Origin of the sequence: Pleionea mediterranea, assembly GCF_003148745.1 — a bacterium.
GTDB lineage: Bacteria > Pseudomonadota > Gammaproteobacteria > Enterobacterales > Kangiellaceae > Pleionea > Pleionea mediterranea.
Genome location: NZ_QGGU01000016.1, coordinates 50,759 through 62,587, shown reverse-complemented (window position 1 = coordinate 62,587; position 11,829 = coordinate 50,759). Strand labels below are relative to the sequence as shown.

The 11,829-nt window shown below is 43.3% G+C and carries 10 protein-coding genes; 4 read left to right on the top strand and 6 right to left on the bottom strand.

Translation table 11 applies throughout. From position 1 onward, the window contains the following. Both C8D97_RS18300 and C8D97_RS17285 read left to right on the top strand, forming a co-directional pair. Window positions 1–187: hypothetical protein (locus C8D97_RS18300; RefSeq protein WP_210204987.1), on the top strand; the 187-nt coding region annotated here is incomplete at its 5' end. A gap of 522 nt (window positions 188–709) precedes the next feature. After that, window positions 710–1,504 (top strand): peptidylprolyl isomerase, encoded by a 795-nt coding sequence (locus C8D97_RS17285; protein WP_210204986.1) that lies wholly within the window; start codon window positions 710–712, stop codon window positions 1,502–1,504. A gap of 48 nt (window positions 1,505–1,552) precedes the next feature. On the opposite strand, the gene C8D97_RS17280 is transcribed toward C8D97_RS17285, so the two are convergent. Beyond that, on the bottom strand, window positions 1,553–3,565 hold the full coding sequence (locus C8D97_RS17280; protein ID WP_109765064.1) for an EAL domain-containing protein: 2,013 nt from the start codon (window positions 3,563–3,565) through the stop codon (window positions 1,553–1,555). A gap of 206 nt (window positions 3,566–3,771) precedes the next feature. On the opposite strand from C8D97_RS17280, the gene C8D97_RS17275 reads away from it, so the two are divergent. Then, window positions 3,772–4,062 carry a hypothetical protein gene (locus tag C8D97_RS17275; protein WP_109765063.1) on the top strand — a complete coding sequence of 97 codons (291 nt, stop codon included), beginning with the start codon at window positions 3,772–3,774 and terminating at the stop codon, window positions 4,060–4,062. A gap of 27 nt (window positions 4,063–4,089) precedes the next feature. Here the strand turns inward: C8D97_RS17275 and C8D97_RS17270 are convergent, their stop codons facing one another. Together C8D97_RS17270 and C8D97_RS17265 are read right to left on the bottom strand one after the other, a co-directional pair. Beyond that, window positions 4,090–4,617 carry a single-stranded DNA-binding protein gene (locus tag C8D97_RS17270; protein ID WP_109765062.1) on the bottom strand — a complete coding sequence of 176 codons (528 nt, stop codon included), beginning with the start codon at window positions 4,615–4,617 and terminating at the stop codon, window positions 4,090–4,092. Window positions 4,618–4,703: 86 nt separating this feature from the next. Continuing rightward, window positions 4,704–6,086 carry an MFS transporter gene (locus tag C8D97_RS17265; protein ID WP_109765061.1) on the bottom strand — a complete coding sequence of 461 codons (1,383 nt, stop codon included), beginning with the start codon at window positions 6,084–6,086 and terminating at the stop codon, window positions 4,704–4,706. Window positions 6,087–6,180: 94 nt separating this feature from the next. Here C8D97_RS17265 and uvrA point away from each other — a divergent pair, with 94 nt between their 5' ends. Next, window positions 6,181–9,015 carry an excinuclease ABC subunit UvrA gene (uvrA, locus tag C8D97_RS17260; protein ID WP_109765060.1) on the top strand — a complete coding sequence of 945 codons (2,835 nt, stop codon included), beginning with the start codon at window positions 6,181–6,183 and terminating at the stop codon, window positions 9,013–9,015. Window positions 9,016–9,146: 131 nt separating this feature from the next. Here uvrA and C8D97_RS17255 read toward each other — a convergent pair whose 3' ends face one another. Genes C8D97_RS17255 through C8D97_RS17245 form a run of 3 tightly spaced genes read right to left on the bottom strand, consistent with a single transcriptional unit; the run spans window position 9,147 to window position 11,622 of the window. Beyond that, on the bottom strand, window positions 9,147–9,908 hold the full coding sequence (locus C8D97_RS17255) for a hypothetical protein (RefSeq protein WP_109765059.1): 762 nt from the start codon (window positions 9,906–9,908) through the stop codon (window positions 9,147–9,149). A gap of 17 nt (window positions 9,909–9,925) precedes the next feature. Next, the gene (locus C8D97_RS17250) at window positions 9,926–10,789 is read right to left on the bottom strand and encodes a hypothetical protein (protein WP_109765058.1); all 864 of its coding nucleotides are present in this window, start codon (window positions 10,787–10,789) and stop codon (window positions 9,926–9,928) included. 44 nt (window positions 10,790–10,833) lie between these two features. Next, window positions 10,834–11,622 carry a hypothetical protein gene (locus C8D97_RS17245; RefSeq protein WP_109765057.1) on the bottom strand — a complete coding sequence of 263 codons (789 nt, stop codon included), beginning with the start codon at window positions 11,620–11,622 and terminating at the stop codon, window positions 10,834–10,836. Window positions 11,623–11,829 lie beyond the last annotated feature (207 nt).

Here is an 11,829-nt window from a genome sequence, read left to right as displayed (position 1 = left end):
CGTTATTGACTTTATCGCTCTGAGTGCCCACACAAATTATTTCATCAATCTGTTAAAGAACATGTTAATCAGGAACCTGCCTGACCAACTCAACGCCGCTTTCTCAACGTTGGGGCGCGAATTATACACCCTCTTTTTACCGAGTCAACACCTTTTCTTAAAAAATCTTTTCGATTTTTGCGAATGAAAAGGTTTTCACTCAAAAGACTTAACAATTCAACAACAAACCTTTATTTTTCAGTATGTTAGCTAATTTGTTTTTTAGCCTTAACTTCAGTAATTTGGCGTATTGCCCTGAAGTGGATGCGCATTATATAGAGGATAATCTCTATGGCAAGTATTAATTGAAAGTTTTTTGATTTTTTTTAGAAACTTTTTTGAAGCTGGGTAATTATAGTCCAATTTTTATTAAATCAAGCTTGTTTCGAGTAAAAAAACATCAAAAATGGCCTTAACCACCTTGGATACAGACACTATAAGCCAACACATATTCGACAAAATTTATTCCTATGACCCATAAATGACCGAAATTAATGACTAGCACAGTGATTTGGTAAGGTTAAAACCCTATGGTGGAAACACACAGTTTAGTAAAACGACTCATCACTCAGGAATCGATGCTACTTATACATATATAAGGTTATGATCGAACTTCCGACTCATTCACTTGCCTAACGCCATTAATTCACTTAGTCTTCTGCTTCTTTTAATGAGTACACGTATTATTATGCTTAAAGCCACTTCTATTGTTTTAACACTGTTTACCGCATCTTTGCTGTTTAACTCAAACGCGCAGGCAACCATTGTTGAGTTTCAAACCAATCATGGCAATTTCCGCGTTAACCTGTTTGATCAAGCAACGCCTCAAACCGTCGAAAACTTTTTAGGTTATGTTGATACAGCAGCCTACCAAAATACGATTATCCATCGATCTGTTGATGTCGAAGATGAAAACGGGGAAGTTAAAGACTTTATTATCCAGGGCGGCGCTTATGTTTTTCCGGATCAGCTGCCACTGACTGAAGTAGCCAGTAACGGCCCGATACTCAATGAACCAGTTTATTCTAATGTAAGAGGCACCATTGCCATGGCCAAACTGGGTGGAGATCCTAATAGTGCCAGCAGTCAGTGGTTTTTTAATCTAGGTGACAATAGTGCCAGCCTTGATCCTCAAAATGGCGGTTTTACGGTATTTGGTCAGGTCATAGATGGTGGCATGGAAACAGTTGATACATTGGCTGCTTTCCCAACATTTGCCTTTGGTGGTGCTCTAGCCTCATTACCACTCGCCAACTATACAGACGATGACTTTGGCGATGAAGTCACCCCGGGCGCAGAAAACTTCTTAATAGTTGAAGCCATTGTGGTCGTTGATAATAATGTAAACTCAGCGGCAAATTTAAGCCCTGTAACAAATACATCAATCAATGATGATGGCGGTACGTTAAGCTGGGCAGTGGTTCTATTGTTGACACTGGTATCATTACGGCGTCGATTTAAGTAATCACACAAAAATACATTAATAGAGATATTAAAAAGCCTGGCTCCAATGTCAGGCTTTTTTTATAGATACCGATAATATTTCATCTTCTATTGATGGAATTAACTCCTGAGGGTGACCAAACCAGTAGCCCTGCCCTCCCTGAATACCAAGCGATTGCAATTTTAGCCACTCCTGTTCGGATTCAACCCCTTCTGCCCAAACATTAATACCCGCCTGAGCGGCAGAAGTCACCAGAGTCTCAACAAATAACTGCCGTTCTTGCTGAGTATTAATGCGACGTACCGTTGCCTGACTGATTTTTAAAAAGTCGAGAGGCAGCTCGGCCAAATACGAAAGGCTGGCGCTTGGACTACCAACATGTTCGACACACCAACGACACCCCATGGCGGCAATTTTTTCCATCGGCGCTTTTACCTGCGCTAATGAACGCGAGACGGCTAACTCAGATATTTCAAAAATAACTCGATGATTGGCAAATCGGTTTATGCTTAAGCGTTGCATCAGCCACTTCATAAATGAAGGATGCAGCAGACTGTCTGGAAAAAGATTAATTGATAACTCAATACTATCCGCTTGTGAAGTCAGTTGTTTTAATGCTTTATCAACAATCAGCCGATCAAAATCTGCCGCGAGCCCACAACGGTTCGCCATCGGTAAAAAAATAGACGCATTAATCATCTTTCCTCGGTCTTCTATTCTGGACAACACCTCATAACGCTGAACGTCCATAGCAACCGCTGCAACCTGGAGTTGAAAAAATAATGTTATGCGCCGGCTATCCAAAATACTTTGCAAAAAAGTCCGCCACCTGACACCACCTTTAATCATACTTTTTGCTAGCTTGTTCGGCTGGTACATATGGACGCAGTTATCACCTTGCAACTGAGCGTTTCGAAGGGACATATCGGCACTGGCCAATATTTCATAAGCGTCGTCACCAGAAGTAAAGAATGTCACGCCAATATTGATAAAGTGATGACTGAACTCAGTAATATCAAAAATACTGCGCTGTAAATCTTTTATGACTTTATGACATTGCCGTCGAATTTTATCCGGCGCACTTTCAAGAGTCAGTAAGGCGAAGTCGACGGTGTCACGCCTGGCAACCCAGCAGAGGTTTTCTTCATCTGAAATATTCTGAAAAAAATCACCCACTTGCTTAATCAACTCATTAAAACTGGTGGGGTTTTCATAATGAAGATCGAGCAGGGGCTCAAATGAAAAAAGAACAACCGCACCATGGATCGACTCTTTCTCATTTTTAAGATGAATTTCAAGCTCAGCATCAAAATAATCACGATTGCCCAGTCCGGTTAAACTGTCGACAAAAGAATGTTGCCGAAGCCGATTGGATAAATCCTGATGCTGCTGTTTGCTTTTTTGATGTTCATCAAGCAATAAATTTATCGCCAACTCAGATGTTAAGGGGTGATCATCGGAGGATGCGAAATGTTGAGGGTTAAAATCGCCGGTTAAAATTGACTCTGCTTTTTTCTCCAGCATTAAAAAAGGCGATAACAGCCAGAATGTCATAAACACTCCCAACGCCATTAACACTAAAATGGCAAAACCATGTAGAGAAAAAGAATCAATATTGACAGGGGCAAACTGAGACATGTCGATATCGACTTCAAGAACAGCGTAACTGTCTTGTGACAATTGCAATGGCAGCCGATATGTTATGGTCGAGACTGGCTCAGTTATACGAGTCGCCTGCTCAGTAACTTCACCTGCACTGATTGCGCGCGCCGCGGTAACTGAGGGTAAAGAAAGCACCTCTTGTATTAAATCTTTATGCGTTAAAATATCATCAGCTAAGGAATTATCTATTGAGGAGTTATCTACTGAGGAACTATCTATTGAAGAACTCTCTATTAAGGAACCACCGTTTTGATGAGCTCGAACTTTTTGCTCCACCAATAGAAATTGTCGCTCAATCCAGGCATTTTTCTGGTTCTCGATCCGGGTTTGGCTCAAATTGTGTGAATGTTGTAGCAGAAGTAGGCTGATTACGAGTAGTGCAAGCCAGACAACCGAAACTTTAGCCATAATAGATTTCATAAGTACTCCGATCCCTATGGGTGACTTATATTTAGTCGAGATATTCCTTTCACAATAAATCCTACGAATGCTTTATTTTTTAAAGCGTATTTAAAGCATAGTTCAGAAACTCAGCTTATTCATCAAAGCATCGAAAAACTGACACAAAATTGCAGCTTATTCACTTTATCCTGCCTCTGTCTGCAAATGCACCGGAGTTTAAAATAATGTCGAAAATCAATTTCAAACCAGTTCTTATGCTGTGGCTTTTATCCAGTTTAGCCACCCAAGCCCATAGTAAGCCATTACTTACTAAAGATGATTTGACATGGCTGAGTCATAAGCAAATCAATCAGGACCTGAACAACACACAATACGAACTCAGCCAGCAGCTTTACCGCTCATCCCGACAAGCCCTGTTAGATATGAGCATGAACTCTGAAATATTGAACAAAATGAGCGAACATAAAAAAAGGAGCCCTGAGACTCCTTTTAAACACTATGATATTAGCGAATAACCTTTACATTATACTCTATGGTATTTTTCAAAACGGAATATCATCATCAAAGTTATCGCTAAACCCTTGATTGGCAGGCGCTTGCTGAGGCTGCTGTTGTGGTTGTCCGCCACCTTGTGAATTTTGATTTTGCTGAGCTTGTGGCTGACCATAATTTTTCTGTCCAGCTGGCTGCCCTTGTCCATAGGAAGACTCGCCACCCGTGCGACCGCCACCCAACATTTGCATCACGCCGTTAATATCAATCACAACTTCGGTGGTGTATTTGTCCTGACCTTGTTGATCTTGCCATTTACGGGTTTGCAGTTTGCCTTCAAGATAGACCTGAGAACCTTTACGCAAATATTCACCGGCAATTTCGGCCAGTTTGCCGAAAATAACAACGCGGTGCCATTCGGTTTTTTCACGTGGCTCGCCTGAACTTTTATCTTTCCATTGCTCCGATGTGGCAATGGACAGATTCGCAATTGCGCCGCCATTGGCTGTGTAACGAATTTCGGGATCATTACCCAAATTTCCCACTAAAATAACTTTGTTAATGCCTCGGCTGGCCATTGATCACTTCTCCTCTAGGGTCCTTACCCATATTTTCATATTTCTGAGCTTGATGTCTTTCTTAATAAAGCCTCAAACCTGATACATCAGCTTGGCTTCGATTTAAGTTTTAATAAAGCAGACTCGTCGAACTGTTGCTTATCCACTTTCAGATAAACCGCACCGGCTTCTGGCAGAGCCACTGCTTCAGCCACACCTTCTATTGCGTGAATATCATCCATCAACGCATTCAGTCTGTCGTTGTCTATATGATGTACTGTGAAGGTATAGGAGGTCAATCGTGGTGGTGATTTTAATCCAATTCCGGCAGCCGCCCAAATAACGGCAACCACAGCACCTGCAATATAAGTGGCTGATAATCCATAACTTTGCGCCAGATAACCGGCAACCGGACCACCCAAAGACGCACCTAAAAACTGCGACGTTGAATACACACCCAATGCCGCTCCTTTCGCTGAGGCCGGGGCTATGCGCGAAATTAATGAGGGGAACATAGCTTCCATCACATTAAATCCGGCAAAAAATAATCCTAACAGTAATACCAGCAACCAGAATGCACCGCTAAATTGACTGATGGTAATTTCAAGAATGGCTATGGCGCACATGGTCAACACCATTACTTGACGATGCTTCCAGGATTTTTCAGCGGTTATAATAAGCGGGATCATCACAACAGCGGCGATGATCATGACAATAAAATACACCCATCCCGAACTGGACAATGACAGTCCCATTTCAGAAAGTTTAACCGGAAAGGCGACAAAAAAAGCGGTTAATAAAAAATGCAGTGAAAAGATGCCAAGGTTTAACCGCCATAATTGTGGATGCTTTACAATCTGCCGAATCTGACCTTTGGCAGCCACCGCATCGCGCTGGCTGTATCGATGCTCAGGCGTAGGTGTCCAGTATATAATGATCACAGCGGCCACCACCGCCATTAAGGCACTGCTCCAGAATAAACCGGATAACCCCGCCAGTTCGGCAATAAAAGGTCCGGTAAACATGGCAATGGTAAATGCAGCACCTATGCTCATACCAATGGCGGCCATAACTTTGCTGCGCTGTTCATCGCGGGACAGATCCGCGGCCAGAGCCATTACAGCACTGGCAATGGCGCCACAGCCTTGAAACAGTCGACCAACAATAATCCACAGAATGTGATCGGACAGGGCCGCTATGACACTGCCAATCGCAAACAAAATTAACCCGGCCAGGATCACCGGTTTTCGGCCATAGCGATCGGATAAGCGGCCAAATGGAATTTGAAATATTGCCTGAGTAAGGCCATAGGCTCCAATTGCCAGACCTATCAGAAACGGTGAGCTGCCTTCAATGGTGTCACTGAGTACTGCGAATACAGGCAGGATCATAAATAACCCAAGCATCCTCACCGCAAAAACCGCACTTAACGAAAGTGCGGCCGATTTCTCGGTGGCATTCATAGCACTGGATTGTTGTGTGTTTTCCATATTATGATCGACGGCTTAGTTCGAAATTCGTCAACAGACGTATATATGACAAATATATTCAGTCGTTGGGCAAAAAAGGCGGTCATTATACACGATGGATAACATAGAAGTACGTGGTGCACGCACCCATAACTTAAAAAATATTAATCTGACGTTACCTCGAGACAAACTGATCGTCATAACCGGGTTATCCGGTTCCGGGAAGTCCTCTTTGGCATTCGATACACTCTACGCCGAAGGTCAACGACGTTATGTTGAATCCTTGTCGGCCTACGCAAGGCAGTTTTTATCCTTGATGGAAAAACCCGATGTAGATCACATAGAAGGTTTATCACCGGCTATTTCCATTGAACAAAAATCAACGTCCCATAATCCTCGCTCCACGGTGGGCACCATCACCGAAATTTACGATTACTTGCGCCTGCTGTTTGCACGGGTTGGTACGCCCTATTGCCCAACCCACAGTATTGAACTGAAAGCACAAACCGTATCGCAAATGGTCGATTTGGTGTTAGCAGAGCCGGAAGGCACCAAGATGATGGTAATGGCACCGGTGGTTCGAAACCGAAAAGGTGAGCACGTCCAGCTGTTTAAAGAGCTTCAGGCCAATGGTTATGTACGAGCCAGGATCAACGGCGAAGTGTATGAGCTGGCCTCACCGCCAAAACTGGATCTGCACAAAAAACACACCATCGAAGTCATTGTTGATCGTTTTAAGGTGCGCCCCGACTTACAGCAACGAATAGCCGAGTCCATTGAAACCACTCTGGATCTGGCCGAAGGACTTGCGCAAATTCACTTTATGGACGGTGAAAAAGACGACCTGTTATTTTCTGCAAAATTTGCCTGTCCGCAATGTGGTCACAGTTTGACCGAACTTGAGCCTCGTCTATTCTCATTCAATAACCCAGCTGGCGCCTGTTCTACCTGCGACGGACTTGGCGTGGATAACTTTTTTGATCCGGATAGAGTGATCCATAACCCGGAACTCTCACTGGCGGGCGGTGCCATTCGTGGTTGGGATCGACGCAGTGTTTATTACTACCACATGCTGAAATCTCTGGCCGAGCATTTTGACTTTGATATAGAAGCACCCTTTGAGTCATTACCGAAAAAAGTACAAAACACCATTCTTTATGGCAGTGGTAAAACCGCCATCGAGTTTAATTACGTTAATGACCGTGGCGATCTTTATGTGCGCAATCACCCGTTTGAAGGTGTGATCCCAAATATGCAACGTCGCTACCGCGAAACAGAATCACAAGCGGTGCGGGAAGAACTCAGCAAATACATGACTCACCAATCCTGTCCCAGTTGTGAAGGCACCCGATTGCGAAAAGACGCGCGAAGCGTGCTGATCAAAAACAAGGCGTTGCCAGAAATTACTCAAATGGCAATTGGTGAAAGTTTTGAATATTTTAAGTCATTAAAACTCGCTGGTGCGAAAGGAAAAATTGCCGATAAAATTTTAAAAGAGATCCAGGCCCGACTGGGTTTTCTGGTAAATGTTGGTCTTGAATACCTGACTCTGGAACGCAGCGCCGACACATTATCGGGCGGTGAAGCCCAGAGAATACGACTCGCCAGCCAAATTGGCGCCGGACTTGTTGGCGTTATGTACGTACTCGATGAACCTTCCATTGGATTACATCAACGGGATAATGATCGATTGCTGCAAACCTTAACTCACCTACGTGATTTGGGTAACACGGTTATTGTTGTGGAACATGACGAAGACGCCATCCGCACCGCGGATCATGTGATAGACATAGGCCCCGGAGCCGGTGTTCATGGCGGAGAAGTAATTGCCGAAGGACCGATGGAAAAAATCTGCCAATCAAAAAAGTCGCTTACCGGTCAATACTTATCGGGCAAACTGGAAATAGTCATTCCGAAAAATCGTCGCCCAGTGGATCCGGAAAAAACATTTAAACTGTTTGGCGCCACCGGCAATAACCTGAAATCGGTTGATCTGGAAATCCCAGCAGGTCTGATGACCTGTGTAACGGGTGTATCCGGCAGCGGCAAGTCAACACTGATCAACAATACCTTATATCCTATTGCAGCGCGTAATTTAAACCGCAATGAATCCTTAACCATTGCGCCTCATTCCCACTTTGAAGGCATTGAGCATTTCGATAAAGTGGTGGATATTGATCAAAGCCCAATAGGTCGTACACCACGTTCCAATCCGGCCACCTACACCGGAATATTCACGCCCATTCGAGAATTATTTTCTGGCACACAGGAAGCCAGAGCACGCGGTTACAAGCCCGGACGTTTTAGCTTTAATGTCAAAGGGGGTCGCTGTGAAGCCTGTCAGGGTGACGGTGTTATAAAAGTGGAAATGCACTTTTTGCCCGACGTTTATGTGCCTTGTGATGTTTGTAAAGGTAAGCGGTATAACCGGGAAACGCTGGAAGTTCTGTATAAAGAAAAAAACATCAATGAGGTACTCGACTTAACGGTAGAAGACGCGCGCGAGTTTTTCGATGCCGTACCGGCCATTGCACGAAAACTGCAAACACTGATGGACGTTGGTCTTTCTTATATTCGTTTAGGGCAGGCCGCCACAACACTGTCTGGCGGTGAAGCGCAACGTGTCAAACTGTCACGAGAACTTAGCAAACGAGACACTGGCCAAACACTTTACATTCTTGATGAACCAACCACAGGGCTTCATTTTCATGATGTGAATCAATTGCTTTCGGTACTGGACCGCTTACGGGATCATGGCAATACGATTGTGGTTATCGAACATAATCTTGATGTCATTAAAACCGCAGACTGGATTATCGACTTAGGACCGGAAGGCGGCAATAAAGGCGGAGAAATAATCGCAACCGGCACCCCGGAAGATGTGGCAAAAAGTAAAGTCTCCCATACCGGTAAGTTTTTAAAACAATTATTAGCCAAGCATAAAAAATAAATCGTTTTACTGATTGGCAAAACCACAAACGCAAACAATCTTTATTGTTAATAACCAGAGTTTGTTTAGCGTTTGTGGTTATTTATGATTTTTATATTTAATCGTTGTTCAGCACCTGGAGTAACGCTTGGTTAACTCTGCCTTAAGTCAACAAAGCAAGTTTCTTTTAATAGAGTATCGTCGAAACAAAACTCCAGTTGCTGCAACCAATTATATAGTTGAACCTGTTGGTCATCGGTCATCGATTGATTCAACAATTGATTTTTTAACGCTGAATAGTCATCCAGTACATCCATCAAGCAATATTGATTAATGCTTTCAGGAACAGTAATGGCTGGTACAGACAGAGCAAGCCTTGCCAGCGCCTGAAAATTCCTTAATTGCCGAACAGACAAAGCCTCTAATAGCGCCTCATTATTGAGCAGCGAATGCTCCAGTAACTGCTCAATACTTATCACATCATTCTGCTTTAGCAATTTAGCCCAACGCTTGCCGATACCGCTAAGTCGTTCCACCGATTGCTGAGAAAAAAAACGCATGGCTTCCGATGCCAACCAAAGCGGCTCATCGTGTGTATTTTTAATGCTGCCAGCCTGACTGTCTCCCGCTTTATAATACACATCAATTTGCCAGCCCGACTCTGCAGTGGGATAACGCAAAGTATTTAAAGAAATGCTGTTTTCTGAGGTGTGATTATTATTTGAAAGAGCAGTGTGCTCGGAAAGAGTGTTGTTTTCATTTGAACCGTCATCGAGAACAGACTGCCCCATACGCACCCTTATAGCATCAAGAACAACCGCATCCATGGCACCATATTGTTGAGCTGACGTCACCGCCGACGCCACTTCACTGTGAATTAATAGTACAACGTCATCAAGCGTTAGTTCAGGCATCAATCACGCTCTACCAATTACTTAATGGTTTTAAAATGAATTTCGACTTCACTGTAAATATTAGTGGTCGCCTGGGTATCTTGCGGCGATTTATTACTCGCCTGCTTTACAGTAAGTCGAACCTGATCATTAATATTCGGTTTAATCAGACCAACATAGCGATTGAGCGGCTGTATAGGCGTAACCAGCCTTGATGAAATTCGTTCACTGAATCGCGACGATAAATTAACCCGGCTTAATCGCTCACTCGATAAGGATGGGAGTGAGTTATTTGCACCGGCTCCTGCTGAGGCTTCGGGACTATTATTATCTTCAGCACCAGTGTCTTCAGTTTGATTATTCTGACTTACCTGAGTGGTACTAAAGGTTAACTTTGCATTAATTTTTCCGCTATCGATAACAATGCTTGGAAACCCGGACTCCATCATCTGAATGAACAACCCACGTTTTTGCGCCGCCAAGGGTTTTGCAGCAGCACGATAAATTGCCATAACACCCTGCTCAGTTAGCGATTTGCTTCTGGGCTTAAAATCCCCTTCGGCTAACTTTAATGCCAGCTTTTCAAACACTGCAGGCTGTTCCGGCACATCTCCTTTAGCGGGTTGATAAGGCGCACCTTCATAAATGGCATGAAGCTCATCATCCTTTTTGATTGGGAAATAACCTTGCAATAAAAGATCAACCTGTTCAATAAATTCCGTACGAGATAACAGGACGTCAACAAAATCATCATCAGACTGAGACAACATTGCCTGCAATTCCTGTAACTTTTCCTGTTGCTCAAGTTGAGAGTTAATAGTGGCATCAAACACATCGGAAATGAGCTTCGCAACAAATTCTGCGAAGCCCAGTTCGATGGGCGTACTGGCATTGTCAGACATGCACTAATCCCTTAGTTATTCATTATAATTTTTCTGTTCATGAGTTATTGATCAAGCGGTAAATAATCGGTTTTAAAGTTCACATGCACACGGCCAAATATTTGCACCCGACTACCCGAACGGTCCTGATCGGTTTTATTGGCGGTTGACACTTTAACACTGTTGTAGGACGTAGATGCTGACGCTTTAACCCAGGCCGATAACAAGCCGCCGGTTTTCGCTTTCGCACGAAACGCAAAGTTTTTACGCTGATAATCAGAGGTTTTATTTTGATAAAAGGATGAGCCGTAAGTGTTAAATGTCAGTCGAGTTTCAATTTCACCATCTTCCACCACCAAGCGTAAAATACCTTGCTTAACCATTTCTTTTAACAGTGAATATTTATCCGCAGAAATTCGATTGGCAACGGCTTCAAGAATAGCGTTTACTTTGGTTTCGTTTAACGCTCCTGCAGAAGCCACTTTATTATCACTACTGATGCCCGCATCTTTTACTTCCAGCGCATTATTTAACGTTGACGCTTCTTCATTGGTTAATGAATTGCCTTCTTTAACGTGAGTCCCATCCTCTTCTTTTTTATCATCACGAGGAGGTAAAGCATGCGCCAGAAACTGCAACAATAACTCGCCACCAATATCGTCTTTCGTATCATTAATAAAAGTGGTTAATGTCTTGCCGGTTTGTTGCAATAACTCAATGTAAGCTTCTGTTTGTCGTAAATTGGTCGCAACCAGAGAATCAAACACATCGGTAATAAGTTTGGTTGTAAATTCCGGAAAACCAATTTCTGATAATCTAGCTGCCTGATTAACGGCTTCGGATGTACCCGCCATAACTCGCTCCTTATATCTTTCCACATGAATAGTTCATACCTGAAAAAACGAAACGCTGAATACAGGACAGACAATAGCGGCGTGATGATCCTATTCCCTGGCAAGATCCAACCTTGAGCTAGTGTTAATGGAATACTTTAAACATTATTCCTTCTTTCTCAACTTGCGTTGCTGACAGACAAGTAAATTATCGTTAACGAAATCAGC

Coding starts and splice junctions, on each gene's coding strand:
- C8D97_RS17285 (WP_210204986.1), top strand. CDS start 710: ATGAGTACACGTATTATTATGCTTAAAGCCACTTCTATTGTTTTAACA.
- C8D97_RS17280 (WP_109765064.1), bottom strand. CDS start 3,565: ATGAAATCTATTATGGCTAAAGTTTCGGTTGTCTGGCTTGCACTACTC.
- C8D97_RS17275 (WP_109765063.1), top strand. CDS start 3,772: ATGTCGAAAATCAATTTCAAACCAGTTCTTATGCTGTGGCTTTTATCC.
- C8D97_RS17270 (WP_109765062.1), bottom strand. CDS start 4,617: ATGGCCAGCCGAGGCATTAACAAAGTTATTTTAGTGGGAAATTTGGGT.
- C8D97_RS17265 (WP_109765061.1), bottom strand. CDS start 6,086: ATGGAAAACACACAACAATCCAGTGCTATGAATGCCACCGAGAAATCG.
- uvrA (WP_109765060.1), top strand. CDS start 6,181: ATGGATAACATAGAAGTACGTGGTGCACGCACCCATAACTTAAAAAAT.
- C8D97_RS17255 (WP_109765059.1), bottom strand. CDS start 9,908: ATGCCTGAACTAACGCTTGATGACGTTGTACTATTAATTCACAGTGAA.
- C8D97_RS17250 (WP_109765058.1), bottom strand. CDS start 10,789: ATGTCTGACAATGCCAGTACGCCCATCGAACTGGGCTTCGCAGAATTT.
- C8D97_RS17245 (WP_109765057.1), bottom strand. CDS start 11,622: ATGGCGGGTACATCCGAAGCCGTTAATCAGGCAGCTAGATTATCAGAA.